21 protein-coding genes are annotated in these 26,864 nt (G+C 65.6%); 6 read left to right on the top strand and 15 right to left on the bottom strand.

Annotation, left to right across the window (positions count from 1 at the left end):
* Nucleotides 1–42: 42 nt before the first annotated feature.
* Nucleotides 43–1,761 (bottom strand): hypothetical protein, encoded by a 1,719-nt coding sequence (locus IPK69_09305; protein QQS08191.1) that lies wholly within the window; start codon nt 1,759–1,761, stop codon nt 43–45.
* Nucleotides 1,762–2,028: 267 nt separating this feature from the next.
* Between IPK69_09305 and IPK69_09300 the strand changes: the two genes are divergently transcribed.
* Both IPK69_09300 and IPK69_09295 read left to right on the top strand, forming a co-directional pair.
* Nucleotides 2,029–2,916, top strand: coding sequence for a prepilin-type N-terminal cleavage/methylation domain-containing protein (locus tag IPK69_09300; GenBank protein ID QQS08190.1), 888 nt, complete (start codon nt 2,029–2,031; stop codon nt 2,914–2,916).
* A 193-nt stretch (nt 2,917–3,109) separates the two neighbouring features.
* Entirely contained in the window at nt 3,110–4,216 is a 1,107-nt protein-coding gene (locus IPK69_09295; GenBank protein ID QQS08189.1) for a hypothetical protein, read from the top strand.
* Between the two features lie 74 nt (nt 4,217–4,290).
* Here the strand turns inward: IPK69_09295 and IPK69_09290 are convergent, their stop codons facing one another.
* The 4 genes from IPK69_09290 to IPK69_09275 form a co-directional block, all read right to left on the bottom strand.
* The gene (locus IPK69_09290) at nt 4,291–6,933 is read right to left on the bottom strand and encodes a hypothetical protein (protein ID QQS08188.1); all 2,643 of its coding nucleotides are present in this window, start codon (nt 6,931–6,933) and stop codon (nt 4,291–4,293) included.
* 182 nt (nt 6,934–7,115) lie between these two features.
* Nucleotides 7,116–8,672, bottom strand: a complete 1,557-nt coding sequence (locus IPK69_09285) for a F0F1 ATP synthase subunit alpha (GenBank protein ID QQS08187.1) — start codon at nt 8,670–8,672, stop codon at nt 7,116–7,118.
* Between the two features lie 231 nt (nt 8,673–8,903).
* Complete coding sequence (locus IPK69_09280; GenBank protein ID QQS08186.1) at nt 8,904–9,962, bottom strand: hypothetical protein; 1,059 nt, start codon at nt 9,960–9,962, stop codon at nt 8,904–8,906.
* A 24-nt stretch (nt 9,963–9,986) separates the two neighbouring features.
* A complete protein-coding gene (locus IPK69_09275; protein QQS08185.1) occupies nt 9,987–10,934 on the bottom strand; it encodes a TIGR00159 family protein in 948 nt (315 codons plus the stop codon).
* A gap of 212 nt (nt 10,935–11,146) precedes the next feature.
* Between IPK69_09275 and IPK69_09270 the strand changes: the two genes are divergently transcribed.
* A complete protein-coding gene (locus IPK69_09270; GenBank protein ID QQS08184.1) occupies nt 11,147–12,856 on the top strand; it encodes an agmatine deiminase family protein in 1,710 nt (569 codons plus the stop codon).
* Nucleotides 12,857–13,044: 188 nt separating this feature from the next.
* On the opposite strand, the gene IPK69_09265 is transcribed toward IPK69_09270, so the two are convergent.
* The 3 genes from IPK69_09265 to IPK69_09255 are packed head-to-tail and all read right to left on the bottom strand — an operon-like array spanning nt 13,045 to nt 14,882.
* Nucleotides 13,045–14,130 (bottom strand): A/G-specific adenine glycosylase, encoded by a 1,086-nt coding sequence (locus IPK69_09265; GenBank protein ID QQS08183.1) that lies wholly within the window; start codon nt 14,128–14,130, stop codon nt 13,045–13,047.
* Nucleotides 14,127–14,411 carry a NifU N-terminal domain-containing protein gene (locus tag IPK69_09260; GenBank protein QQS08182.1) on the bottom strand — a complete coding sequence of 95 codons (285 nt, stop codon included), beginning with the start codon at nt 14,409–14,411 and terminating at the stop codon, nt 14,127–14,129. Before IPK69_09260 ends, IPK69_09265 begins: the two co-directional genes overlap by 4 nt.
* Nucleotides 14,412–14,459: 48 nt before the next feature.
* Complete coding sequence (locus IPK69_09255; GenBank protein ID QQS08181.1) at nt 14,460–14,882, bottom strand: DUF3568 family protein; 423 nt, start codon at nt 14,880–14,882, stop codon at nt 14,460–14,462.
* Nucleotides 14,883–14,978: 96 nt separating this feature from the next.
* Between IPK69_09255 and IPK69_09250 the strand changes: the two genes are divergently transcribed.
* The gene (locus tag IPK69_09250) at nt 14,979–16,142 is read left to right on the top strand and encodes an ABC transporter permease (GenBank protein QQS08180.1); all 1,164 of its coding nucleotides are present in this window, start codon (nt 14,979–14,981) and stop codon (nt 16,140–16,142) included.
* Between the two features lie 47 nt (nt 16,143–16,189).
* Nucleotides 16,190–17,323 (top strand): hypothetical protein, encoded by a 1,134-nt coding sequence (locus IPK69_09245; protein ID QQS08179.1) that lies wholly within the window; start codon nt 16,190–16,192, stop codon nt 17,321–17,323.
* Here IPK69_09245 and tadA read toward each other — a convergent pair.
* The 6 genes from tadA to mqnB form a co-directional block, all read right to left on the bottom strand.
* On the bottom strand, nt 17,310–19,286 hold the full coding sequence (gene tadA / locus IPK69_09240) for a Flp pilus assembly complex ATPase component TadA (protein ID QQS08178.1): 1,977 nt from the start codon (nt 19,284–19,286) through the stop codon (nt 17,310–17,312). The genes IPK69_09245 and tadA overlap by 14 nt on opposite strands.
* A 38-nt stretch (nt 19,287–19,324) precedes the next feature.
* Nucleotides 19,325–19,990, bottom strand: coding sequence for a hypothetical protein (locus IPK69_09235; protein ID QQS08177.1), 666 nt, complete (start codon nt 19,988–19,990; stop codon nt 19,325–19,327).
* Complete coding sequence (pilO, locus tag IPK69_09230; protein QQS08176.1) at nt 19,987–20,553, bottom strand: type 4a pilus biogenesis protein PilO; 567 nt, start codon at nt 20,551–20,553, stop codon at nt 19,987–19,989. Before pilO ends, IPK69_09235 begins: the two co-directional genes overlap by 4 nt.
* A 36-nt stretch (nt 20,554–20,589) precedes the next feature.
* Nucleotides 20,590–21,456 carry a PilN domain-containing protein gene (locus IPK69_09225; GenBank protein ID QQS08175.1) on the bottom strand — a complete coding sequence of 289 codons (867 nt, stop codon included), beginning with the start codon at nt 21,454–21,456 and terminating at the stop codon, nt 20,590–20,592.
* Between the two features lie 46 nt (nt 21,457–21,502).
* The gene (pilM, locus tag IPK69_09220) at nt 21,503–22,888 is read right to left on the bottom strand and encodes a pilus assembly protein PilM (protein ID QQS08174.1); all 1,386 of its coding nucleotides are present in this window, start codon (nt 22,886–22,888) and stop codon (nt 21,503–21,505) included.
* Nucleotides 22,889–23,052: 164 nt separating this feature from the next.
* Nucleotides 23,053–23,778 (bottom strand): futalosine hydrolase, encoded by a 726-nt coding sequence (gene mqnB, locus IPK69_09215; protein ID QQS08173.1) that lies wholly within the window; start codon nt 23,776–23,778, stop codon nt 23,053–23,055.
* A 77-nt stretch (nt 23,779–23,855) separates the two neighbouring features.
* Here mqnB and IPK69_09210 point away from each other — a divergent pair, with 77 nt between their 5' ends.
* Entirely contained in the window at nt 23,856–25,604 is a 1,749-nt protein-coding gene (locus IPK69_09210; GenBank protein QQS08172.1) for an HlyD family efflux transporter periplasmic adaptor subunit, read from the top strand.
* A 38-nt stretch (nt 25,605–25,642) separates the two neighbouring features.
* Here the strand turns inward: IPK69_09210 and IPK69_09205 are convergent, their stop codons facing one another.
* On the bottom strand, nt 25,643–26,851 hold the full coding sequence (locus IPK69_09205) for an HD domain-containing protein (GenBank protein ID QQS08171.1): 1,209 nt from the start codon (nt 26,849–26,851) through the stop codon (nt 25,643–25,645).
* Nucleotides 26,852–26,864: the final 13 nt, after the last annotated feature.

Genomic DNA, 26,864 nt, shown 5'->3' with positions numbered 1-26,864 from the left:
TGGTTGCACGCGCATGACACCCCCGCCGAAGGCGGAGAACCCTCAACACCCCGCGTTGAACCTCGCGAGGTAATACAAGAGGTCGTCGATCGTCACGCCCCCGTCCTGGATTCCCGTGCCGGTGCCGTCGTCCACGTCGGCGTTGACGCTGCCGGCGTTGAAGATGGCGAGGTAATAGAGCAAGTCGTCGATGGTCACGCCGCCGTCGGGCGTGCCCGTGCCGGTGCCGTCGTCGACGTCGGCGACGCAGCCTTGGATCGGGCGGAGGTGGACGATGCCCCGCGCGTTCGGGCCGCCCAGGGCGGTGATCTCGGCGTCGGTCATCGCCTCGTCGGTGTACATGAAGTTCGCCACGTACACGCGCTCGCCGCGGCCTTGCAAGTCTGAAAAGAGGCAGATCGTGGAGGCCATCGGCGCGAGCGTGCTGTTGGGGGCCTGGGCCCACGGCGAGGGGAACTCGCCCCAACTCGCCCACGTCGCGGGCGGGACCGCCGTCCCCGTGGGGTTGGTCGAGGAAATGTCGCCGTAGCGCGGGTCGGTGGAGTTCGTGGAGGCGTACAACCAGTCGCCGCCGGTCGTGCCCACGAACGTTCCATTGATAAAGACGCGCCCGGCCTTGGTTCTATAGCCGTCGCTGCTGAGGGCGAGGCGGAACCAGGTGTCGGGGGCGAGCGGGACGCCAATGTACGAGTTCACATCGACGTTGTACCCGAACTGGGCGGCGGCGCCGACCTTGTGGATGAACGAGTCGGCGGACGAGTCGTTGTTGTGGTTGTCCTCGATGAGGGGCGTGACGAACTCGCTTGACCACGACGCGGCGGGGATGAGCATGTCCCAGACCATGGTCCACTGCCCGTTGCGGTCCTCGGGCCACGTGTCGCGCGTGTTGGGGAAGAACGCGAGGCCGATCCCGCGCGACTTGGCCTGATTCGTGGGGTCCGCGAGGTGGCGCGGCGGGCTGGTGAGGTAGACCGTGTCCTCCTCGCCGCTCATCGAAGGAATCCCGAAGGAGGTCGTCGTGCCGAAGGACGACTGCTGGCGTGTCACGTCCTGGGGCGTGGGGGGGTTGGGGTAGGTCGTCTCGGCGCCGGGCCCGCCGAGGATGGGCCCGAACGCGGGATCGTCGAGGTAGCGGAGTTTTCCGTTCCCCGCGGTCGGGGCCAGGCCCGTCTCCTTCACGGAGAGAAGATCGCCGCCAAAGTGGAACTCGCTCACCTTCGCGGGCGGGGGCGTGAAGGTCGTGAAGACCGCGCCGCCGGAGTCCACCGCGATCCCCAGGCCGAAGGGTTTCTGGATGTTGCGGATCGCGGCCTGCCCCTGGCCGGTCATCAGGATCTTCTGCTCGAAGGTCAGGCTGATCGAGAGCCCGGAGAACGTCCCGCCGACGACCTCGGTGTCGAGCGTGACGGGGATCGCGCCGCCGGGGTTGCGCATGGCGCCGCGCGTGATCCGCTGCTGCCCGGGGACGAAGAAGTTCAGGACATCGCCGAGCGGGGTCGGATCCGGGAAGAGCACGCCGCCAAGGAGCCCGGTCGTGTGCACCGTCGGATTGAACTCGAAGAGGTAGCCCTCGGCCGGGCTGATCGTGCCGGTGCTCGTGCGCACGAGATCCGCGGGGCTGGAGGAGAGCGAGGAGACGCTCGCGCCCGTGAAGTCGACGCTCACCGTGGGCTGGGCGAACGCGACCATGGGCACCAGGCCGGCCACCACACCCGTCGTCGCCACCATCCCGATCCGCGCGGCCTCGACTCGACTCTTCATGGCTGACCTCCATCATCCGACCGGCGGATCGGCCCCGATTCCGGCGTGGAACGCGGGGCCATCGCGGGCAACTCTCGTCCACAGCATAGCAAATCCTGCAGGCTCTGCCGCTGCCGCCGCCGTGATCGCCATGATCTCGCCCATCCTGCCGGATTCGCGTGTCCACGTGGGCCTCATCCACGGCGAGTCGGCCCACGCCCCGTCCGCACGACCCGGATCGGAACCTGTACAATCCGCATTCCGTCGCCCACCGAACAGGAGGCGTGCATGCGTATCCCGCGGGCCTTCACGCTCATCGAACTCCTCGTCGTCATCGCGATCATCGCGCTCCTGATCGGCCTTCTGCTCCCCGCGCTCGGGGCCGCGCGCGAGTCCGCACGCCGCGTCGCGTGCCTCTCGAACACACGCCAACTCGCCATCGCCTGCGGCACGTACTCGAACGACACCAAGGTCGGCTATTTCCTCCCCGCCTTCTTCGACTGGGAGGACAACATCGGCTGGCTCTTCCCCGACTTCATCAGCGATTACAACGTCGCAATCTGTCCCTCGACCAAGAACCGCGTCCGCGCCGACGTCACCCTCAGCAGCGTGCAGGGCCCCGAGGTCTTCGATCTCTATGGGCGCGACTTCATCCGCGACACTTTCTGGGCCGCCCGCGACGCCGCCGACAACACCGGCGGGCACAGTTACGAGATCCGCGCCTGGTTCACCGCCGGCAAATACCTCGACGGCACCGTCATCTATACCCCACCGGGCGTCTCCCTCGGGCAGCAACTCGGCTGGCGGCAGAGCGAGACCCCCGCGGTCTTTGAGATGCAGACGATCAACGTTCTCAAGACCATCCGAAACACGGCCCACCCCGACCGGTCGTATCTCTTCATCGACAACGACAACGACCAATCGATCGTCCCTAGCGTCGGCCGCCCCGATGGCATCAACAACTATCCCGACCCTTGGAATAACCACGGCAAGGACGGATACAACATCTCCTACGCCGACGGGCACGCCGCGTGGATGGGCACGGGCGAGAAACTCATCCGCATGTATCTCGACGCGTACGACACGCCGCCGACGAACTATCAGAACGTCTCGCCGTATCGCCAGCGCTCGTTCTCGTGGAACGGGGCGTCCATCCCGGAGTATTTTCTGCCGTAGGCGGTGAGGGCGAGGGTGAGGGAGCCATGAGGCGATACGTGACCGGGGCGGTCACCTCGTGTGATTGCCGGCGGCGACAGGCAGACACGGCGTCGGTTCACTCACGGCTGCCGACGCCGAGTTCCGCCAGGGTGTAGCACGAGTGCGAAGGTCCACGGGAAGACGCCGATTCACGATCTGGGGATACTCAATCATGATCACGATGTTGGTCGCGACGGCAGGCCTGATGTGCGGCATCCTCGCCCAGCCGGCGGATGCCTCGCCGAACGCGAAGCCCCCGGCCTCACCCACGCACGAGGCGAAGGATCCGACGCCTCCAGCACCACCAGCGCCAAAGGACGGTGCCGAGGTCGTCAAGCAACTCGTCGCGGAAGCCGCGTTGCTCACGCCGCTCGTGGAATCCGGCGTCGCCCGCGAGTTTCTCGCGGCAGCGGGCGACCTTCCCGTGGTCGAGTCGCGCACGGTATACCGAAAGCCGGGATCGGCGATCACCGCCGCGACATGGGAGACGCTCTCGGAAGAGGAACGCGCCACGTACAGGCCACGAGTCTGCACCCCGGAGTTCTACTACTACACAGGCTATGGCTCGCCGCTGGTCTACTCGCGTGTCGTGGACCTGATGGGATTGCATGGCGTGCCATCGCTCGACGGGAAGCGCGTGCTCGATTTCGGGTACGGAACCATCGGGCACCTGCGACTGATGTCTCAGCGCGGCGCGGAGGTCCACGGCGTGGAGATCGAGCCGCTCTTTGAGGCGCTGTACTCGAATGAGACGGACGTGCGCGTCGGCACAGGGCCACAGACCGTCTTCCTGCACACCGGCCAATGGCCGGCGTACCAGGAACTCACGAAGCACATCGCGTCACACGGTCGCGACGGGACTTTCGACGTCGTCACGAGCAAGAACACGCTCAAGAGGGGCTATGTCCACCCCGAACCACCCGCGGGCAAGACGGTGGACGAGAGGATGCTCGTCAAGCTCGGGGTGGACGACGAGACGTTCCTCGCCGCGGTGCACGCGGCTCTCAAGCCCGGCGGACTCTTCATCATCTACAACATCTGTCCGGCCCAGTCGCCTTCCGATGACCCAACCAAGCCGTACCTTCCGATGGCCGATGGCCGGAGTCCATTCACACGCGAGCAGTACGCCGCCGCTGGGTTTGAAGTGATCACGTTCGACGGGGACGACCAGACGTGGGTGCTTGGATGCTGGAAGGCTCTGGAGTACGACGAGGGCAAGCCGAAAGAGGAGGCCGCCAAGGAGACTTACGCGCACTACACGGTGGTACGAAAAAAGTAACGGACGAGTTGTGGCGATCGCGTCGACCGAGCTCCATCACGCGAACGCCGTCACGCGAGATCCAACCAGATTGGTCAGCACCCCGCGTTGAATCGGGCGAGGAAGTACAGCAGATCATCGATCGTCACGCCGCCGTCGGGGGTGCCCGTGCCGGTGCCGTTGTCGATGTCGGCGCGGGTGAGGCCGAGGTTGAAGACGAAGACGTAGTAGAGGAGGTCGTCGATCGTGACGCCGCCGTCGGGTGTGCCGCCGCCTGAGCCGTCGTCCACGTCGGCGACGCAGGGAACGCTCAGTTTCCATCGCGAGGCGGGGATCACCTGCTTGGCGAGCGATTGCCCCGCGAGACTTACGATCAGCCCCTGGTTCCCCCCGGCGTCGAAGAACTCCACTCGCACGCGGTGTGTCCCCTGTTTCAGACCGATGAGCGGGCTGGCGTACTCGCGCATGCCGTGCGTGCCGTCGTTGTCGACGAGGAGCGTGTTGCCCAGGGAGAGCGTCGAGCCGTCGTCGCTGTTGGTGTAGAACGTGTAGAGGTCGGTCGCGGGAACATCCACGTATCCCTCAAAGACGGCGCCGACATTGTCGAGAAGGCCCGACGTCGCGAACGCCGCGGAGGTCGACGGATAGTTGATCTGCGCCACCGTGTCGCTCGACGACGGTGTGAGCGTGGCAAAGTCGGGCAAGGTCGTCAGCGAAGCTCCGAGGTTGTAATAGTCCACGTGCACGCCAAGCGTGCTGGCGCCAAGGGCGTCGGGGTTCCGATACATCGCGGGGTTGTACAGGTGCGTCACGACCGTGGACGAGGCGCTCCCTCCAAGGCCGTCCGAGACGGTGTACGCGAACGAATCCGTCGCGCTCGCGGGCAAGGCCGATGGCGGCGTGTACACCAGTTGATCGCGTCCGCCCGGGCCTGTCCCGATGCTGCGGACGATCGTGCCGCCTTGCGCGCTCGCCGCGTCAAAGGAAAGAATCGAGAGGGTCTGCCCGGTCGAGTGCCAGTCGTTGGCGAGAACGTCGACGGTCGCGGGAGCGACGAACTGGATTGGGCCGAGATCGTCCGCGATGGGATGACAGAGGCTCTGGTCCGCGACCTGGAACGAGGCGACCCACGTGTGCCACCCGCCGCCGGATGCCGATGAGCGGTTGTATTCGCCGACGGCCCAGAAGGTGGTGTCGTCCGCGGGATCGACGACGACGGCCTGGTAATCACCCCAGCGACCGCCTCCGTCGCGCTCGCCGGGCTTCACGAGCACGGGGACGCCCATACGCCCCGTCGGGTCGGTGGCGCGCCGGCCCGCGATCGCGACGCCGACGCGCTCGCTCTCGCTCGTGCGCCCGACAACGACGCCCATATCGCCGGCGCCGTTGATCGCGATCGAGGGGAAGAGCGTGTGATAGTCCAGCCCCGCGTCGATGTCGCCCGACTGGACGCGCGTCACGCCGCCCGATGTTGGCCATGAACCGGTCGCGAACTCGTGCCATCGCGCGACGTTCCGCCCGTTGATGGACGCGTTGTTCACCATCACGACTTTACCCGCGCGCCACGTGGGCATCATGATCCCCGAGTTGGAGAGTTCCGTCCCGTTGATCGTCGGGGCGGTGATCGCGCCAACGTACGCCGGCGTCGTGACGTTTATGGAGGTCAGCGTCGGCGTGGTGAGCGGGTTTGACATCGCGTAGAAGCGCACGCTTGTGGAGTTCTGGATGCGTGCGAAGAACGCCGCGACGTTCCCTGGCGCATCGGCGAGGGTCGCGCCAAAGTGCAGCATCGGCATCAGCGTCGAGATCCCCGATTCGCGGATCGTGAGGTGGGTTGCCGTCCCACCCGTGAGAAGAGGCGCCTTGTCGAAGATACGGAATCCCACGCCGCCGAAACTCCCGCCGTCCGTCAGCGAGAAGAGATTCGACGTCACGTAGTACGCGCTCTGGTCGTAGCCAAGGCCCGGATAGTCCCACCATACGAGGTTCGTCCCGATGTCGATGACGGCATCCGTGCGATAGCGGTACCACACGCCGTTGGGATCGCTGTCGTCGGAGACGGCAAGGTCCACCCAGGCCTCGGTCGTGCCATACTTCTCGAGGCACACAACGACGAACCGCTGCGCGAGATGGTCATAGACCACCTTGGGATCGAAGCAGAACGTGCTCGCGCCCTCGGGCTCGAAGAACCCCGGTGAGCCCTGGCTCCCCAGGCGCACTCGGAACTGTTCGGCGCCCGTGGCCTTGTCATAGAACGCGATGTCGGAGTTCACCGTGACGACCACGTGCGATGGTCCGACGGCGAGCGTCGGATCGGGCGGGTTCCACCCCGTGTTGCTGATCGCCGGGAACATGCGGTCCGGCACCGTGCGCGACTCGTCCAGCGTCGCGCCGGCTTCGAGATCGTTCGGCTCGCCGAGGGCGCGATCGAGACGCCGCTGCTCCTCCTTGCCCCCCTCGGGCCCCAGCATCGCGCCCACGCGGAACGATCGTGTGGCCAGCGTCTCCCGTCCCACTTCGTTCGGCAGGTCGCGCGTGTCGAGCTTCACCGGCGTCGCCGTACCTCGCGCGATCGTGCCGGGCTTGGTGAGATCGATCGCGGGAGTCGTTCGCGGCTTGCCGTCACGGGGCGCGAAGGGCACCCGCTCGGGAATCCTCGCCGACCGGGCGCCGCTCTCGCAGCCGCCGCAGACGAGCAGACCCGCGACGATCACCCAACCCATGCTCGGCCTTGCCATCTCGAGTCTCCTGTTTACCCGAACGCAGCATACCGGCACTCGACGGGCTCGCCAAGAAGAATCGACCTCACCCCCCCCCACTACCTATCCCGATACGCCGCCAAAGGAAAAGACCCGAAGACAACTCCTCGGGTCCATTGTGATTTCTTTGGCTTGGTCGCGAGGCAAAGACCGCGATTGGACTACTTCTTAAATCCGGCCTTGAACGCGTTGATGGCGCTATCGAGTTTCTTCTCGAGTTCGCCATCGATCGCCTTCTTCTGGGCGAGTTCGTCGTAGACCGGCTTCGCGACGCCCTGCAGGTGGCTGAGCAGGCCATCCTCGAACTCGCGGACCCTGTCCACGGGGATGTCATCGAGGAAGCCCTTGGTGCCGGCGTAGATGGAGACGATCTGGTCCACGACGTTGAACGGCGTGTACTGCCCCTGCTTGAGCAGTTCCACCATGCGGCGGCCGCGGTCGAGTTGGCGCTGCGTCGCCTTGTCGAGTTCTGTGCCCAACTGGGCGAAGGCCTCGAGTTCTCGGGCCGCGGCGAGGTCGAGTCGCAAGGAGCCCGAGATCTTCTTCATCGCCTTGACCTGGGCGTTGCCGCCGACGCGGCTGACCGAGATACCGACGTTGATGGCGGGGCGGACGCCCGTGAAGAAGAGCTCGCCTTCGAGATAGATCTGCCCGTCGGTGATGGAGATGACGTTGGTCGGGATATACGCCGACACGTCGCCTTCCTGAGTCTCGATGATGGGGAGGGCCGTGAGCGAGCCGGCGCCGTTCTCATCGCTGAGTTTGGTGGCGCGCTCGAGGAGGCGCGAGTGGAGATAGAAGACGTCGCCCGGGTACGCCTCGCGGCCTGGCGGACGACGGAGGAGCAGAGACAACTGGCGGTACGCGACAGCCTGCTTGGAGAGGTCGTCATAGATGCACAAGGCGTGCTTGGGTTGGTTGCTCCCCGCGTGCTTGCCCTGCCACATGAAGAACTCGCCCATGGTGCAGCCGGTGTACGGCGCGATGTACTGCATCGGCGCGGGCGTCGACGCCGACGCCGAGACCACGATCGTGTAGTCCATCGCCCCGTTCTTGCGCAGCGTCTCGACGACGCCCGCGACAGTCGATTCCTTCTGGCCGACGGCGACGTAGATGCACACCACCGCGTCCTTGGTCCCCCAGTACTGCTTCTGGTTGATGATCGTGTCGATGGCGACGGCCGTCTTCCCCGTCTTGCGGTCGCCGATGATCAGTTCGCGCTGCCCCTTGCCGATCGGGATCATCGCGTCGATCGCCTTGATGCCCGTCTGCAGCGGCTCGGTCACCGGTTGACGCTCGGCGATCCCCGGCGCGATGATGTCCACCTTGCGGAACTCGCTCGACTGGATCGGGCCGCGATCGTCCAGGGGACGTCCCAGCGGATCGACGACGCGACCCAAGAGCGCCTCGCCCACCGGCACTTCAAGGAGGCGCCCCGTGGACTTCACCATGTCGCCCTCCTTCACGAGGAGGTAATCGCCATAGATAACCGCACCGACGGTGTCCTCTTCGAGGTTGAAGACCTGGCCCATGACCGCGCCCTCGGCGGTCTGGAACTCGAGCAGTTCGCCCGCCATCGCCTTGCTCAGGCCATAGATCCGGGCGATGCCGTCGCCGATTTCCACCACACGCCCGACTTCCGAGACCTCGAGTTCTGATGAGAACTTCTCGATCTCCTGCTTGATGATGCTCGCGATCTCGTCGGTCTTGATCTTCAAGGGCGGATCCTCTTTGAAAATGGCGCCCGATGAAACGGGCACGGGCGTCGAATGGGCTGTGGAGTGCCGCCAGATCGCCCGGTTTGGGACATGGCCCAATCCGGCCCGAAATGCGGGGACCAACATTAGCCGCTCGGCAGTGAAAAGTCCCGCTTCGAGCGAGATCGGTCGGATTGTGTTTGGTGTCTAATCTGCTCGATCGGCAACCGAACCGGCTGCAAACTCATGGCCTCATGGGGCCGTCGTCGCTGCCGCCGATCCGTTTCGCCGGGCGATCGTGAACGAGACCGTCCGGTCGGCGACCTCGAACCGAAGGCCCGTCGGCAGGTTCGAGAAGACCACATCCTTTGACGTCACTTTCCCACCCTCGAGTTCCTGGAACGACAACTGCAGGATCGCCACAACCGGCAGTGTCTTGTCCTGGATCTGCTTGATCAGATCGCTCGGCCCGCTCACGCGCACGTCTTTGAGGAACTGGTCGCCCTGGGCCAACGTGATGTCCCACCGGCTCTGCTCCGTCGCCGCCAGTTGGATGTGCACCGGCACCGACTGGAGCATGACCGACTGCGTCTGGTCGCGGAGTGTCAGTTGCACGCTGACAGTCCTTGGCTCGACATACGCGTGGCGATGACCCAGCAGTCCTTCGGGCATTGTCAGGCTCACGCCCTCGATCTTCTCCTGGCGCCCGGGCACGAGCCGCGAGAGTTCACGCTCACTCAACTGGGCCGTGCATGGCGTCTGCTCCCCGATTGACGAGGCGAGTTCCGTCGGCACGCGAAGTGTCACCCGTGCCGGCGTCACCACCGGTGCGCCCTCCGCCTCGCCTCGCTCCAACTCCACTCGCACAGGGACCTCGACCGCCACGAGCGTGCCCCGGTCGATCCGCACGATGGAAGGCTCCACGGCCTGCACCGTCGCCCCCGAACCGGAACCAACGCGCAGCGTCGGATGCAACCGGATCAACTGCTTCAGATCGACGTCGATCGCTCCAGACTCCCCCGGCATGCCCGGCGAGGAGGGGTCGAACTTCAAGCCCGAACGCAACTCGCGCTCCGCCTGGTCCACGGCGTTCGCCGCGCCGGCGAGTTTGATCGTGGCCGAGACCACCTGCCCGTCTGTCCCCGCGGGCCTCGAGTTTGCCACATCTATTACGCGTCCATTCTGCGGATCCGATCGGAACGTCAGATCGATCGTCACCTCGCGCGTGCGCAGCGTCTCGGCCTCGGCGAACACCCACACGAGCGTCGCGAGCACCAGCACACCAAGCCACACGCCGATCTGACGGATCATGCCTGCCTCCAACTCGCGCGCCTCTCAACCCGCGGCACGCTTGGGCTCTGGTTCTTCTTCCTTGGCCGCGACCGCCTCGTCCGCGAGCAACCCGCCGACTGCCTTCTCAGCGTCGGCCTGCGCCGCCGTCTGACCGCTCCGCACCGTTCCGCTTCCCAGGCGGAGTTTGAGTTCCTCGCGCAACTGCTCGGGTGAGTACGGCCCGTGCAGCCGGGCGCGCTCCGCGATCCGGATCGACCCCGTCTCCTCGCTGACGATCACCACGATCGCGTCGCACTCGCGCGAGAGGCCCACCGCGGCCCGGTGGCGCGAACCAAGGCTCGCGCTGGGCATGTCCTCGGGCGCCGCCAGCGGGAGTTGCACCCCAGCCGCTGTCACCACGCGACCCTTGACCAAGACGGCCAGATCGTGCAGCGCCGAGCCGGGGAAGAAGATCGTCTGGAGCAGCCGCGACGACAACTCGGCATTCAGAGGCGTCCCGCCCTCGGTCAGCCCACGAAGCCCGACCTGCCGCTCGATCACGACCAGCGCGCCAAACTTCGACTTGCTGAGATATCTCGCGGCATCCACGATCTCGTCCACAATGAGCGCGATGTCCTTGGGCGTGCTCCGGAAGAACGGCGCCTCGCCCAGACGCACCAGCGCGCGACGGAGTTCGGGCTGGAAGATCACGATCAGCCCCACCGCCACCAGCGCCAACACCTTGTCATAGAGCACCCCTAAGCGCTGGAACGAGGATCCAGCACCAAGGATGCGCGATCCGATCGCGACGACCACCACGAGCACGAGCAGACCCTTGAGCGCCCCGGCCGCCCTCGTCCCCGCGACGAAGCGATAGAGCATGTAGATGAAGATCGAGATCAACACGATCTCGATCGCCACCTCATACCACGGGTACGAACCCACCCGCGTGAGAACATCCTGGAATCGCTCGGAACTGAACACGCCGGATGCCCTTACTTCGGCCGACACGCCGACCTCGACGGACCTCCCATAGCCCGCACTCAAACTCTAGGTCGGACACGCCACACCCCGAACTTGAACCGACTATCTGGTCCAATCACCTTCCACGAACACGATCCTTTCGGTATCATCGAGGATCGGCCCAAACCGCGCCCCGAACCCGGCCGAATGGGATTCCCACTCCAGGCCCATCCAAACCCGGCTCTGCCAAGGAGACTCGCGTGCGAACTCTCGAATCTTGCTCCACTCCCGTCCTCCTCCTGACCCTCGCCGCACTCTCCACCGGCGCCTCGGCCCAGGTTCTTTCTCCCTCGGGCCTCGTCTATCCCGAGGGCTCTGTCGTCCCGCGTTACGCCACCGATCTCGAGAAAGCCCTCATGGCCGAGGCCCCCGGCGCGTGGGTCGAGCGTGGCCCCTACACCATGCCCCAAGGCCCGCTCACCTGCCCCGGCGAGTACGCCCCCGCCGATGGCATCATCCTCGCGTGGGAAGGCGGCACCACCCTCAACAACATCCAAGCCCAGATGATCAAGTGGATCACCACCACCGGCAACGCCCGGGCCTATGTCTCCTTCGATACCCTCAGCGAGCAGACGAGCCAACTCCCCGTCATCCAGGCCGCGGGCGCTGACATGGCCAAGGTCTTCCCCATCATCCGCACGACCGACGCGATCTGGATGCGCGACTATGGCCCACGGTACTCCTATGAGGGCAACGTCCGCGTCACCTCCGACCACACGTACAACGTCACCGTCCGTGTCAACGACGATTCCTTCCCCGTCGGCTGGGCGCCTTTCAAGAAGCACGCTCGATACGTCCTCCCCATGGTCCATGGCGGCGGGAACTACCACCTCAACTCCCTTGGCGAGGGGTTCGCCACCATGCTCATCGCGAACGAGAACCCCGCGCGGACCCAACCTCAGATCATCTCGCTCTGGCAGGACCACTGGGGCCCCACCACCACCATCGTTCCCGCTTATCCCACCTCCGTCGATCTCACCCAGCACATCGACATGTGGGTCCAGATCATCGACGACCGCAAAGTGCTCATCTGCGATTGGCCTAATAACCCGGGCACCACGCAGGACAGTATCTGTGACAATCGTGCCGCCACCATGCAGGCCGACGGCTGGGAGGTCTTCCGCGTCCCCGCGCGAAGTATCTTCGTCGCCGCCGCCGGATACAACGTCCACTACACCTACACCAACCTCGTGATGTGCAACGAACTCGTGCTCGTGCCGACGTACACCAACTCCCAGGTCGTTCAGCACAACGCCGAGTCCCTCGCCGTCTTCCAGTCCGCCTTCCCCACCAAGACCGTCGTCCAGATTCCCTGCGAGTCTCTCGTGCAACTCGCCGGTGTCATGCACTGCATCGTCATGCATGTCCCCAAGCACCTTGGCGATGAGGGCGGCCTCGCCCCCACCGCCTACCTCCGCGCGCCCAACGGCGGGCAATCGCTCACCCCGGGCACACCATCGACCATCAACTGGATCTCCGACGACGACAATGCCGTCGTCAATGTCGATCTCCAGTACTCCGCCGACGATGGCGGCTCATGGACCACCATCGCGAGCGCCATCCCCGATAGCGGCACCTTCTCCTGGACCGTCCCCAATGTCTTCTCGACCTCGGCCCGTGTTCGTGTCATCACGCGCGACGCCGAAGGCCGCACCGGCCACGATGATTCCGACGCCGCCTTTACCATCCTCGGCACCAACCCCTGCGTCGCCGACTTCGACGACGGCACAGGCTCGGGCACACCCGACGGCGGCGTCACCATCGACGACCTCCTCTATTACATCGCCTACTTCAATCTTGGAGCCATCCGCACCGACATCGACGACGGCAGCGGCACCGGCACCCCCGACGGCGGCGTCACCATCGACGACCTTCTCTACTTCCTCGCCCGCTTCAACCAGGGCTGCTGAGCACCTGACTGCGACATCGCCATTGTGTCTGCTCTTGGTGGCACCGCTCTCCAGAGCGGTGTCGAATCTCATCTCGCCTGCAAGCAACTCCCGACTCGCGTGGCGCTTTCTCCTCCTTCTTCTCGTGGCAGAGGCGTCTCGCCTGTGTCTTCATCTCCCATTTCCCACATCGACTCCAACAACCCGACTCATGCCCTGCGGCACACCACCTCACGGACGATCCGTCGCTGCGGGCTGGACATCGCAAGATGTTTGAGTTCGTCGAGTTTCACCCATTCACCGGCCACACCGCGCCGCCCGATCTTGCTCGGTGCCCGCACCACAAACGCCACGACGCATGCGCTTGTCTTGAATGAGAACTCCATCGCCACGCCGCGCGAACGTGACGCACTCTTCATCAGTCCAAGAGATCGCTCGACTACATCGGCTGACATTCGATGCCCTCCCGCAGCCCGCTCAACCGTCGGCAACTCCCACAACCCATGCCACAACGTCCCCGCGCGCCGTCGCACGAGCCACATGCCACGCCCGTCCGTCACCGGTAGCACGATGTGCTCGATCTCGCGCACGCGGGCCGCGACTTTTGGGCTGGGAATCTCCACCTGCCTGCCCAGCCGACGTGCCTCGCACATCGTGCGAAGTGGACACTCGGCACACTTCGGTGCCCTTGGCACACACACCGTCGCCCCCAACTCCATGATCGCCTCGTTCAACGTTCCTGGATGCACGCGCGCCCTTGCCGCGGCTTCCTGCAGCGCCCCCGCCCGTTCCCAGCACCACGCCATCGTTCCTGCCTCTGACGCGCTCCCATCGCGCCCCTCGATGCGCAGCAGCACGCGCACGACGTTCCCATCGACGACCGGCACACGCGCGCCGAACGCCTGCGACGCGATCGCCCCGGCCGTGTACCGCCCAATCCCCGGCAGTTCGATCAGTTCCGCTGCCGACCGGGGCACCCGGCCGGCGTGCAACTCTACGATACTTCTCGCCGCGGCATGCAACATCCGCGCGCGCCGGTAGTACCCAAGCCCCGTCCACGCCTCGAGCACCTCGCGCTCGCTCGCCGACGCCAGCGCATGCACGCTGGGAAACCGCGACACGAATGCCTCGAACTTCGGGATGACCCGCGAGACCTGCGTCTGCTGCAGCATCAACTCGCTCACGAGCACGTGGTACGCGTCGCGCTCTTCGGTCCGCCACGGGAGAACCCGAGCCGAGCCCGCGAACCACCGCGAGAGCGCCCGCACCACGCGGCCTTCACGCGTGCCGCTCACGTGGCCCTCTCGAGTGCCGTCCGAATCCTCGGCTTCAACTCCGCCCAGGTCGTTCCCGCGTTCTTCCGCACCGTCACCCACCCGGGTGTCACGAGCACCCCCACGACACCCGCGATCTCGAAGAGTGACCGCGCCACCGCGTCGTCACTCGCCTCGTTCGCGCTCGAGTACGACCTCAATCCATCGCCACCACCACTCGCGAGCGGCGTTGAGACCACCGCCTTCACCGCGTGCGGATTCGGCGTCTCCTGAAACTCCACCGTTCGAACCGGATTCGCCACGCGAGATCGCCTCCACGTCAGCGCTCCACGCGCCGTCGCGGAGCGTAGTCACCGCTTCGCCGGCGTCTCGTCCATCTGCCGACCCAACTCATCCACCACCAGCGTCACATACACCGGATCGTCCGCGAACCCCACACGCACCACCGCAAGGCTCAGGTTCGGCGTGCTCGGCGAGACCGTGATCGACACTACGCGGCCCTTGAAGTCCGAGGCCCGGATGTAGCGCGATCCATTCGCGCTTGTGTCCGAACGGATCGCGAGGTCCAGCGTGTTGAGCGCCGCCACCGCGGAATCCGCCAGGCGGTTGACGTCCGCACGCCAGAGCGTGGACATCCGCCCCTGTTCATACGACCCCGCGCCCGCCTTCGCGAGGTCCATCCCCAGCCCCAGCACCGCGCCCGGCGGCGTGAAGCAGCCGCCCATCGCCACCACACACAGGCCACACACCACACACCCAATCACCCGTCGCATCCGATGCGCCCTCCTGGATCGAACTCCATTCGCACTTGTGACCACGACAGATGCTAGCGGCACCCTCGCGCCAATCGCACGCCGCGATCCGCTACCATGCCACCACGAGCCCGCTTCCGCCGCACCATGCTCCGCATCGCGATCCACATGCTCTTTGGCGATCGGACCAAGTACATCACTCTGGTCCTCAGCCTCGCCTTCGCTGCCATGCTCATGAACCAGCAGGGCGCGATCTTCCTGGGCCTGCTCAACCAGGCGACCGGGCCCCTCCAGAACATCGAGCAGGCCGACCTCTGGGTCATCGATCCGCACACCGAATGGGTGGCCGAGTTCCGCCCCCTTTCGGACGAGAAACTCGGGCGCATCCGCAGCGTCCCCGGCGTCGCGTGGGCCGAGCCGCTCCTTAGCAGTTACGCGATCGTCGAACTCCCCGACGGCTCCTTCAAACGCCTCCAGATGCTCGGCATCTCACGCCAGACCCTCGCCGGCCGCCCGCCCGAACTCACCCAGGGCAATATCGAGGACCTCTGGATCCCCGACGCGATCATCGTCGAGGAGCAGAGCCGCGCCAAACTCGGCGGCGTCAACATCGGCGACACCATGCGCATCAACGACAAGCGCGCCATCGTCGTCGGGTTCTGCAAGGCCAAACTCGGATTTGAGAGCAACGCCATCGTCTACACCACCTTCCCCAACGCTCTCAACTACACACCCCAGGAACGAAAAAAGATCAGTTACGTCCTCGTCAAGGCCAAAGCGGGCGAGGACGTCCGCCAGGTCCAGGCCAACATCAACACCGTCCCCGAGGTCGTTGCCCTCACCCGCGATGAGTTCCGAAAGCGCTCCATGGACTTCATCGTGATCGCCACGGGCATCGGCGTGAACTTCGGCATCACCATCCTCCTCGGGTTCGCCGTCGGGCTCCTCCTCTCCGCCTCCGTCTTCTACCAGTTCACCATCGAGAACCTGCGCCACTTCGCCACGCTCAAGGCCATGGGCGCCAGCGTCCCCACACTCCTGGGCATGGTCGTCACACAAGCCCTCATCGTCGGCACGGTCGGCTATGGCATCGGCGTCGGGCTCGCCGGGTCCTTCACCCTTGTCAGCAACGCCCTCCAGGCCGAACTCGCCGCGTATTTCCCCTGGCAACTCCTCGTCGGCTCCTTTGTCGCCACACTGATCACGATCCTTGTCGGGAGCCTCCTGTCCCTCCGGCGGGTCGCCAGCGTCAGCCCCGGCGTCGTCTTCTCCGGCTCGTAACGCCCTCGACCCGCGCGCTCGCCAGACCCAACCCCTACATTTCCGCGATGCTCCCACTCACCATCGTCGAGCCAGCCCTCCGCCGAGAGACCGGCCACTTCCCGAGCATCGTCCGATCCATCATCGAGACCCTCAAGCACGACTTCGCCCCCATCACCATCTACGCCCACGCGAAGTGCACCGTCACCATCCCCGGCACACGCATCGTCCCCTTCTTCCGCCGGCGCATCCGTCGATTCCAGTCCGCGTGGCTCGCGAGAAAACTCCTCCCGCGTGAGGGCGTCGTCCTCTTCTCCACCGCCCACTCCACCGACTACATGGGCATCCAGTGGGCCTCGCGCCTCGTCCCCGCAATGAACGCGACGGTCCTCCTCTTCCACCACATGCACTACGCGAACCCCAAGCACGAGCGCAGGCTCCGCCACGCCGCCCGGCGCTGCCCCAACCTCATCATCGCCGCGCCGACCAGGGCCACCGCCGACGCTGTCCGCAAAGAAGGCTTCACGCGCATCCACGAGATCCCCTACCCCCACATCGACACCTTCATCGATCACGCCAGCGGCAGCCCCGATGCCCCGCCCACCATCCTCCACCCCGGCGTCCCCCGACTCGACAAAGGCCTCGCCGCCATCGCCGATCTCGCCGAACGATTCCGCGACGAGAAGCGCGACATCCCCATCATCGTCCAGGTCTCACTCGATCACTGGGGCCACCAGCAGGACGACACCAAGGCCGCCGTTGATCGCCTGCGCGCCTCCGCGTACCCCTCTCTGCGTCTCATCAATGACTCGCCCGACCCGACCGGCTACGCCGACCTCTTCAAGGGGGCCATCTGCGTCCTCCCCTACGACCGTGAACTCTTCAAAGAACGGATCAGCGGCGTCACCCTCGACGCCCTCCGCGCGGGCTGCCCCATCGTCGTGACCAACGGCACATGGATGGCCCGACTCGTCGATCAGCACCACGCCGGCGTCTGCATCGACGACTTTTCCCCGACAACCATCGCCGCCGCCGTGGACACCATCCTCGCTGATCTGAAGGGCTACCGCGCCCGGTCGCTCGCCGGTGGCGACGCCGTTCGCCGCGAGCAGCACGCCTCACCGCTGCGCGAGGTCCTCCTCGCCGCGACCAGCGCCGGCGTCTCGGCCTCAGTCGTGCCCACGCCGATTACCCCTCGGTGACGCGCAGCACTTCCTGGATCGTGGTGATCCCCCGCGCGACCTTGCGCATCCCGTCCTGACGCAGCGTCACCATGCCGCGCTCGATGCAAATCCGGCGCAACTCCGCGACGTTCGGGTTCCGCGCGATCATGTCGCGCAGTCCGTCGTCCACCGTGAGCAACTCATAGATACCCACACGCCCGGCATACCCCGTGTTGCGACACTTGTCGCACCCCTTGGGCACCCAGATCTCGTCGGGATCGAAACTCTGCATCGCCAGGAACTCGGCGAGATCCTCGCTGGGCTTGTCCATCGCCTTGCACGTCGAGCACAACCGCCGGATCAGCCGCTGCGCCAGCACCCCGTTCACCGCGGCGCCCACAAGGAACGGCTCCAGCCCGATGTTCACCAGTCGCGTGATCGAACTCGGCGCGTCGTTGGTGTGCAGCGTGCTCAAGACCAGGTGGCCCGTGAGCGCGGCCTGCACGGCGATCATCGCCGTCTCCGTGTCACGGATTTCGCCCAGCATGATCACGTCCGGGTCCTGACGCAGGAGCGCGCGGAGCGCCATCGCGAACGTCATCCCGATCTTCTCGTGCATCTGCGTCTGCGTCACGCCGTCGAGGTGGTATTCCACCGGGTCCTCGACCGTCGAGATGTTCATCGAGTTCTTGTCGAGCGTCCGCAGCGACGCGTACAGCGTCGTCGTCTTTCCCGAGCCGGTCGGCCCCGTCACCAGCACAATCCCGTGCGGCGAGTCCACGATCTTCTTCCAGATCGTGAACGTGTCGTCCTCGAACCCCAGGTTCTCGAGGTCCACGTTGATCGACTTCGTGTCGAGAATACGCATGACGACCTTCTCGCCATACGTGTTCGGGAGCGTCGACATTCGAAGATCGAGTTTGCGCCCGCCGACCGTGCAGCGGATTCGACCGTCCTGCGGGATGCGCCGCTCGGAGATGTCGAGGTTCGCCATGATCTTCAGGCGGCTCGTGATCGCCGACGACATCGCCGCCGGCGGGTTCATCATCTCGAACAACTCGCCGTCGATGCGGAACCGCACGCGCAACTTCTTGTCCGCGGGCTCGATGTGGATGTCGCTCGCGCCCTCCTTCACCGCCGTCTGGATGATGTAGTTCACGTAGCGGATGACGGGGCTCTCGCCGGCCTCGCGCTCGAGGTCGACCTCTTCCCCGCCCATCTTCTTCTCGATCTGGACGTCGCCCTCGTCGACCTCGCTCAGGAGTTCGTTGACGTCGACCTCCTCCGTCGAGGATGTCTCGCCCACGATCTCCAGCGCGCCCTTCACGTCGTACTGCGTCACCAGCACGAGTTTGATGGGCATCTCGCCCAGACGCGCCTTGATCTCGTCGAGCAGGTAGACGTTGTCCGCGTCCACCGTCCCCATGATCACGCGCGACCCTTCCTTGCGAAGGGGCACGACCATGTTCTTCTTGCAGAACTCGGGCGTCAACTTCTGCAAAAGGCCGCCATCGAATCCGCCGTCGAGGCCCTTCTCGACGTCGATCCGCTCGAACGAAAGCCCCGCGAGTTCCGCCTTCGCCGCCTGCACCGCCGCCTCATCGACGCCCTGCTCGACGAGCACGTCGCTCATGCGGCGGCCGGGAGACGCCCGGATCACGCCCTGCGCCACGCTCAGCCGGTCCGCCGTCACCGCCCCTTTCGCGAGCAGCAACTGCCCCAACTCCTGCGAGGCCTGCTCGGTCTCCGCCGGCTGATAAATGTCCCGGATCGCGGGCCCGAGCGTCGGCGTGTTCGGCGTGTGGGGCCGACGCGCCAACTCGTTCTCACGCACCGGCTGTCCGTACCCACGCTGGTTCGCCGGCATCGAGGGAAGCGGCGAGAACTCCTGCGGCTCCTTCTCGTCCTCGCGCTTCCCCTTCGCCTTCTTCGGGTCCTCCGTCGGCTTGTTCTCACCGACGCCCAACTCATTCAGGATGTCGTCGATGTTGTACTTCGCCACGAAGCCCTCTCCTCATCCACACCAGCACACGCGAGAACTCACTTCTTCTTCGTGCCAGACCCGTTGATCTGGTCGAACTTGAGCTCGTATTCCTTCCCCTCGGTCTCGACCTTCACCGTCAGCCCCTCGATGGAGACGACCGTGAAGATCTCGCCAACCGTGTCACCGACGCGAACCGTCTCACCGTTGATGCGAGCCACGGGCGATCGACCGCCCAGCACGCTCTGCACCACCAACTTCGCGAGTTCCGCCTGGACCCTCGCCATTTTCGCCGCCTTCTCACGCTCGGCGAGAATCGTGGTGAAGTCCGTCTTCGTCGGGTCCTCCGTCGCGATCGCCCCCACGGCAGGCGTCAGCACAAACGGACTCTTCACAAACTCGCCCAACGCCACATCCAGCGGCTTTTGCACGCGATACAGATCCTCCATGATCCGCTGATACGTCTTCGCCTTCTCGCTGTCGACGCTCACCATCTTCAGGCCCAGCGCCTCGTTCGCCCCGGCGACGTTCATCCCCGAGCGAAGGCCCAACTGGCGCATCGCCATCAGCGCCGCCGCGCTCACGCCGCCCACGATCAGCAGCATCACCAACTGCGACGGCCCGCGCATCCGCTTCTTCTTCCCGTTGTCCAGATCGAACATCCCCGGGAGCGCCGGCCTCGCCGCCGCGTTCTCCCCCGGAAGTTGGTCCTGAATATTGCTCACTGCGCACCTCCCGCCGACGCCGTCGTCGCTGCTTTCCGCTCCTGGTAGTACACGCTCAGGGTGAACTGCACCTTGAGTTGCTCCTCGTCCTTCGTCTGCGCCACGATCTTCATGTCGGGGATCCGCATGATCCGGGGCAACTTCTCGAGCGAGATCAGGAACGTCAGGATCCCGCGGAAATCACCCATCACCTCCACCTCCAGGGGCTGCTCCTTGTAGAGCGCCGCCTGCAGGGGCTTGTTCGTCTTGATCGAGGGCGAGTTCAGCCCCGCCTGCACCGCCGTGTCGCTCACCTGGCGGATCACCTCCGCCATCTCGCGATCGCTGGGCAGGCGAGCCTCGATCAACTGCACGCTCTGCTGGATCTCCTCGTTGGCCTGCTCGAGGTCGGCGTTCTTCGCGACCTCCTGGCGCAGCGTCTCCAGCAACTTCTCGCGGTGCTCGACCTCTTCGCGGGTCGTCTTGATCTGCTTCGCCACGGGCGCGAAGACCAGCATGTAACTGGCCAGCAGCATCCCCAGCACCACCCCGCCCATCGTCAACACTCGTACGGTGATATTCATGCCTTGCTCCAAGCGCTCCAAAGGGGTGTGCCGTGCTTACTCCGCCGTCGGTCCAGTCGTCGCCGATGCCGTGGGCTTCGCCCTCGCGCCGTCCTTCGTTCCCTTCGCTGTCGTCGTGGACTCCTTGAGGGCGTTCTTCGCCTGCTCCTCGCGAGCCTTGTCCTTCGCCGCCACCAGTTCCTGGAGCGAGTCCGACAACGCCTGCGTGTCCACGTCCGACCGAAGGATCGCCGAGACCTCGAACCGCCGGAGCATCACTTCCTTCTCCTTCTGCTCCTTGATGTACGACAGGTCCACGTCCTGGAGCACGGGGGACATACGCAACGACAGCAGATAATCCGCCACGTCCGTGTTCGTCTCCGCCACGCCCCCCACCAGCAGCGAGTACTCGTACTTCGGCGGCGTCACCTTCGGCGCCACCGTGTCCTGCCCGGGCTTCACGTTCGTCCCCGAGAGCGACCGCACCGCCGGGGCATTCGGCGGCGGCATCACCGCCTCGATCCGCTTCCCCTTCAGTGTCACCGTCTCCAACTTCATGCTCGACGGCATACGCAGCGTCAACTCGCCCATGAGCGCCCAGCGCGGGATTCGCTCCACCAGGGCCGCCGTCACCTCCGCCTTGTCCATCATCTTGGCGCGCTGATCCTCGAGAATCTGGATCTGCTCGATCTTCTTCGCTTCGATCTGGTACGCCTCGTCCACCTGCATCTGCCGGCTCTTGAGGAGACGCCACCGCGACTCGGCGACAAAGAACGCGCCCACGATCCCCGCGAGCACCACCGCATAGAGCGACAGCATCAGCACGTTCGCCCGGAACTCTGTCCGACGTGCGACATAATCCTCGGGGAGGAAACTCGCTCCCGTGCTCGTGGCGCTCGCCGACTTGCTGAACGAAAGTCCCATCGCACGCTCCATCCACGGGCAACCGCCCGCAAAGCCCTCACAATCCCTACAGATCCGTCGGACTGAGGCACAACCCCAGCGCCAACGCCCAGCCCGGCTGGGCCAGTCTCAGGTCCACACCCAGAACAGGCTCCTGCCCATTCCGACCGACCCGTGCCATCGGGTCGGCCATCTGCGCGGGGATCTTCAATGCCCGCGCAATATGCGCACACAACCCACGTCCACGCGCCTCACCCCCTACAAAGACCGCGCGTTCGACACGCTTTCCGGGGTACTGCGTCGCATAATGCCGAAGGCACATCTGCAACTCGTCCGTGAACACCTCCAGCATTTCCGTCAAATCCGCCTTGGGCGGCACAAACTCCTTCGAGTCCGAGATCCGCATGTCCTCGCTGAAGTGCGGGTGAGGCATCCCCGTCCGCCGCTCCTCCATCTCCGCCACCAGCGTCTCCTCGTCCGACTCGTCGATCTTTTGGCCATCGTGCCCGATCTTCGCACGCACGGTCGCGCTCTTCGCCGGCTCGGACGCCGCAGCGCCCGGAGCCGAGGCCGCGCTCGCCGCCGCCTTCGCCGCCACGGCCCCATTCACATGCGCCAGCGACATCTGCTCGTCCAGCGCGATCCGCTGCTCGTGCGCGTCGTCCATCTCGACCTTGAGTTGCCTTGCGATGTGCTCGTCCATCCGCCGCCCACCGAAATCAATCACACGGGCAAAGACCAGGTCGCGACCGTGCCCGATCAGCGCCTTCGTCACGCCCGCCCCGATGTCCAGGTACAGCGTCGCCCGATCGCCGTCGTCGGCACGCCGATTCACATAGTCGAACGCCCGCAGGATCGCCGAGAACTCGCTGTGGATTCCCACCGGCTGCAACTTCGAGTCCTGCAGCGCCCGCATCAGTCGCTCGACGAGATCCCGCGCCGTCGCAATGCAGATCACCTCCGCCCGATTCGACGCCAACTGCGGCGAACGCACCTCGATATGCCGGAACGCCAGCGCATCCGCCGGCACGTTCAACTGCTGCGACAACGCGCCCGCCACCAGATCCGAGACCGGAATCCCATCGGTCTTGGGAAACTGGAACTGCCGGCACATCGTCTGCCATCCCGGAATCGCGCACGACGCCCGACGACCGCGGAAACCGCCCTTGCGGATCAGTCGCGGGAGGGCCTCGATCTGGAACTGCAGACGCTGCGCGTGATCCGAGATCAACTCGGGAGGCGTCTCCAGACTCGCCGCCGCCACCAGCGACAGCGTGTCCGTTCCACCGATCTGCAGGATTTTGAGCGAGCCGACGCCAAAGTCGATCCCGATCGGAACGCCGAGCGCCGCCTTCACGCCCAATGTCTCGGTGACCGTCGAGCCCACGACCGCGCTGACGTCGCCGGCACGTTTCCCAAGCCGCGTCAGTCGTCGAAAGACCTCGATCCCCATGGCGTCCAATCTCCGTGATCACGCGATATACCCGGCAGACGCCGAGCCGCAACGGAGAATCGACGTTTCAGGACCGCGCCTTCACCTCCTGCTCACACGACAGCCACAGCCACAATCCCCCAGAACGTGCGGCCCACCCCCCCCGCACAACCCGCACACCTTCTCTACATCGACCCTTCCGAAAACAGACCACCAAGCACCCGCCCCACCCGCTCCAACTCGCGGAACGCACGCCCCACGTCCCATATCTGCCGCGATCGCTCCCCCGTCGTGTTACTGATCACGCGCACCTCACCCGCCGCCACGCCCAATCGCTGCGCCACCAGCGCACACGCCGCCCCCTCCATCGCCTCCGCGATCGCCCCCGTCCGCCCAACAACTTCCCGCGCGCCCTCGTCGGTCCCAGAACACGTGGAGACCGTCGCGATCGCTCCAAGCCGCGCACCGAGTGCCGTGCTCAATCGACGCGCACTATCTACATCTACCGGCACCGCAGACCCCTCGAAGTCGCCCAGCGGAAACCCCATCGCTGCGCAATCCTGGAATCCCGCCGACGAGACCAGCCCCTCGTCCGAGAACACGCACGACGTGGCGACCACCATCTCACCGATCGACATCGCGTTTTCCCCGGGCAGCGCCCCGGCGATCCCCACACTCAACACCAATCCATCCCGTGTCGGATCGAGCACGCGCGCCACGCCCGCCGCCGCGTTCGATTTCGAAACGCCCGTGAACACCAGCGACACACCCGCGCGCGTATCCACGCGCTCCCACACACCCGGCACATCCACGGAAATCCCCAGCCCCCTCGCGAGCGCGGCATATTCCTTCGCCGACGCCACCGCCAGCAACATCCCGCCTCGCTGGTTTCCTGCGTGTTGCACACCCATCCGTCACCCGAACCTATCCTCTGGCGTCCAAGGAACATATGGACCCGCGACGCGATCCTACGTGTATGGAGCACGCCATGCCCAGCCAGAAGACCAAAGCCCGACGCCCGACCGCGCGCGCGTTCGCGTGGGTCACGATCCTCATTGTCCTCGCGCTCCTCGCCGCCGCCGCGATCGCGTTTCTGGTCTTCCGCCCCGGCAAGGCCGCCTCAACCTCCGCTACCGACAGCGTGGCCCCCGCGATGGACTCGTTCGACATCGTCACAACCGCCGTGGGCGAACTCGACTCAAGGAACAAAGTCGAGGTGCGCAATCCCCTCGAGCGTGGCGCCCAGATCATGTCCATCGTCGCCGAGGGCACCCGCGTCAAGGCCGGCGATCTCCTCATCCAACTCGCCACCGACGAGATCCAGCGCGAGATCGACACCGCGAAGGAGCAGGTCGAGAGCGCCAAGGCCGACCTCGTCGACGCCGAGAGCGAGTACGAGATCCAGGTCAACGACAACGAGTCCAGCGACCGCAAGGCCCAACTCGAGATCGAACTCGCCCAACTCGCCCTCAACCAGTGGCTCGAGGGCGAGGTCTCCGTCAAGCGCCAGCAGAACACCCTCGCGATCAACCGCGCCTCGATCGAGGTCGACCGCCTCGCCGACAAGTTCTCGCGTAGCCAACTCCTTCTCGACGAGGGCTTCGTGAGCAAAGACGAGGTCGACCGCGACGAGGTGGAATACATCGAGGCCATCTCCAACTTCAAGACGTCCAACCTCCAGGCCCTGGTCTTCGAGCAGTACGAGTACCCGCGCGAACTCAAGACCAAGCAGTCCGCCGTGGACAACGCCATCGACGAACTCGAGCGCGTCCGCCTGCGCAACACAAGCCAACTCACGAATCGCGAGGCCACCCGCAAGAATCGCACCGAGCAACTCCGCCTGCGCCAGGAGCGCCTCGCCAAGGCCCAGCAGCAGTTCGACGCCGCCACCATCCGCGCCCCGCGCGAGGGCCTCGTCGTCTTTCAGACCAGCCTCAACTCCAACAACCGCTGGGGCCAGTCCGAAGGCCCGCTCCAGGTCGGGCAGCAGGTCGCCCCCAACGAACTGCTCATCATCCTCCCCGACACTTCCGACATGATCGCCGCCATCAGAGTCCCCGAGGCCGTCTCCGGCCGCATCCGCCAAGGCATGCCCGCCCGCGTCCGCATCGATGCCCTCGCCGGCCGCCAGTTCAGCGGCACCGTCGAGTCCATCGGCGTCCTCGCCGAGACCGGCGGCTGGCGCGACCCCAACCGACGAGACTACACCGTCAAGATCGCCCTCGACACCGCCGACCAGGGCCAGCAACTCAAGCCCTCCATGCGCGCCGAGGCCAACATCATCCTCGGCTCGGTCGAGAACGCGCTCACCATACCCGTGCAGGCCATCTTCCAGGAGGGTGCTGTCCGCTTCGTCTATCTCCGCAAGGGCGTCAAGTTCGCACGGCAACCGATCAAACTCGGACGGCGATCCGACACCCACGCCGAGATCCTCGCCGGCCTCTCGACCTCCGATGCCGTGCTCATCCGCGAGCCAGGCCCCGAAGATATTCTCAAGGAATCCTGGAAGACCGCCCAACTCGAACTCGCCGGCTACACCCTCGGCGAGGACGGCACGCCGAAGTCCGCGGGTGGCCCAGGCACGAACGGCGATCGTCCACAAGGCCGACGCCGTCCACCAGGACAAACTCCCGCCGGCCAATCACCGGCGGGCCAACCCCCCGTTGAGTCCAGCCCCGCCTCAACTCCAGCCGCCGCGACGCCCTCACCAAGCGCCACGACACCACCGGCGAAGTAATCGCTCCAGCATCTCGACGCGACGAACTTGTCCTGCGCTCACGCCGCCTCGCGCGAGTCTCCCGGCTTCTCGCCCGATGGCTTGTCCACGGCCGTCTCGTCCGACGGCGTTATCTCCGGCGCGGCGTTCATCATCTGCCGGGCCGCTCGCACGATATCAAACTCCCCGGCCTCGATCGGCTCGAAGAGATCCCCTCTCACGTCGAACCCTTCCGCCTCCACGATCGATAACTCTGGTGTCTTCGACAGTTCCACGACCTCGGCCTTCTCGTCGTCCCACCACGAAGATCCATCCGCCCCGCCCAGAATCGCCACACTCGGGCGGCACGGCGACTCCACCGACCAGTTCGTCACCACCCCGCGCCGACGCTCCTTCTTTCCGCGCGACTCCACCATCACCACCATCCCCGGCGAGAACGGCGGCGACACGTTCACCAGCGCCATCAGCACGTACGGATCGAATCGATCCCGCAAGGACGAACGCAGCATCCGCGCGAGCGCCCCCACCTTGGACATCCGCGGCGACACGTGCGCCGCCGGGCCCATGCCATACTCCGGGAACCGAAGTCGATCGAGCATATCCGCCGCCGCGCAGATCCGTGCGAAAACGTGGATCTCCGAACCCTCGGGCGTGTGCACCTCGCCCGAGAACTCCGTCCGCGAGGGGAACCCGCTCCCGTCGAAGCCCTGGTGGTGGTGCAGCACGACTCCCGCCGACGCGGGGTCGAAATCACCCTGCACCATCTCGAACCCGACCTGCACGTGCCGGCGCCACGCCTCGTCGCGCTCGTCGCCGTGCTCGTCCCATCGAGCGAGCGTCGCCGTGTCGAGTTGTGTCATCCCGATGTCGTGCAGCATCGCGCCCACACCCAGCGGCGTCACGTCCTTCGCCTGCGCTCCGCCCAGGCGCGCCCGCTCGTGCACCAGATGGAAATCCAGTTTCAAACCCATCAGCACGCTCGTCAGGCACACGTTGCACGCGTGACGAACGGCCGGCGCCCGGCTCATCGCCAGATCCGTCATGAACTGACCGGAGAGCGGGCTTCCCGCCAGCGCCTCGATCACCAGCACCACCGCCTGACGCACCGTGTAGTAATCCAGGTGCGCGTGCGGCTTCTCCGCCAACTGGTCGATCGTCGCGGCCACCCGCCGGGTCATCTCGCCGCACGACACCAGAAGTTCCGGCGAGATCATCCGTCGCAGGTGGTCCAGCGGCGGAAACTGGATCCACAACTCCCCCACGGGCATTTCGCGCAGCCGC

The sequence above is a fragment of the Phycisphaerales bacterium genome (assembly GCA_016699835.1).
Lineage (GTDB): Bacteria > Planctomycetota > Phycisphaerae > Phycisphaerales > UBA1924.
Note: the sequence above shows the minus strand (reverse complement) of the source record. Positions and strands in the feature narration are given on the sequence as shown.

Excerpts from the sequence above, each read along its gene's own strand:
- IPK69_09280 (QQS08186.1), bottom strand. The coding sequence starts at position 9,962 with ATGATCCGTCAGATCGGCGTGTGGCTTGGTGTGCTGGTGCTCGCGACG.
- IPK69_09295 (QQS08189.1), top strand. The coding sequence starts at position 3,110 with ATGATCACGATGTTGGTCGCGACGGCAGGCCTGATGTGCGGCATCCTC.
- IPK69_09205 (QQS08171.1), bottom strand. The coding sequence starts at position 26,851 with ATGCCCGTGGGGGAGTTGTGGATCCAGTTTCCGCCGCTGGACCACCTG.
- IPK69_09210 (QQS08172.1), top strand. The coding sequence starts at position 23,856 with ATGCCCAGCCAGAAGACCAAAGCCCGACGCCCGACCGCGCGCGCGTTC.
- IPK69_09250 (QQS08180.1), top strand. The coding sequence starts at position 14,979 with ATGCCACCACGAGCCCGCTTCCGCCGCACCATGCTCCGCATCGCGATC.
- IPK69_09225 (QQS08175.1), bottom strand. The coding sequence starts at position 21,456 with ATGGGACTTTCGTTCAGCAAGTCGGCGAGCGCCACGAGCACGGGAGCG.
- IPK69_09290 (QQS08188.1), bottom strand. The coding sequence starts at position 6,933 with ATGGCAAGGCCGAGCATGGGTTGGGTGATCGTCGCGGGTCTGCTCGTC.
- pilM (QQS08174.1), bottom strand. The coding sequence starts at position 22,888 with ATGGGGATCGAGGTCTTTCGACGACTGACGCGGCTTGGGAAACGTGCC.
- mqnB (QQS08173.1), bottom strand. The coding sequence starts at position 23,778 with ATGGGTGTGCAACACGCAGGAAACCAGCGAGGCGGGATGTTGCTGGCG.
- IPK69_09305 (QQS08191.1), bottom strand. The coding sequence starts at position 1,761 with ATGAAGAGTCGAGTCGAGGCCGCGCGGATCGGGATGGTGGCGACGACG.
- IPK69_09300 (QQS08190.1), top strand. The coding sequence starts at position 2,029 with ATGCGTATCCCGCGGGCCTTCACGCTCATCGAACTCCTCGTCGTCATC.
- pilO (QQS08176.1), bottom strand. The coding sequence starts at position 20,553 with ATGAATATCACCGTACGAGTGTTGACGATGGGCGGGGTGGTGCTGGGG.
- IPK69_09245 (QQS08179.1), top strand. The coding sequence starts at position 16,190 with ATGCTCCCACTCACCATCGTCGAGCCAGCCCTCCGCCGAGAGACCGGC.
- IPK69_09255 (QQS08181.1), bottom strand. The coding sequence starts at position 14,882 with ATGCGACGGGTGATTGGGTGTGTGGTGTGTGGCCTGTGTGTGGTGGCG.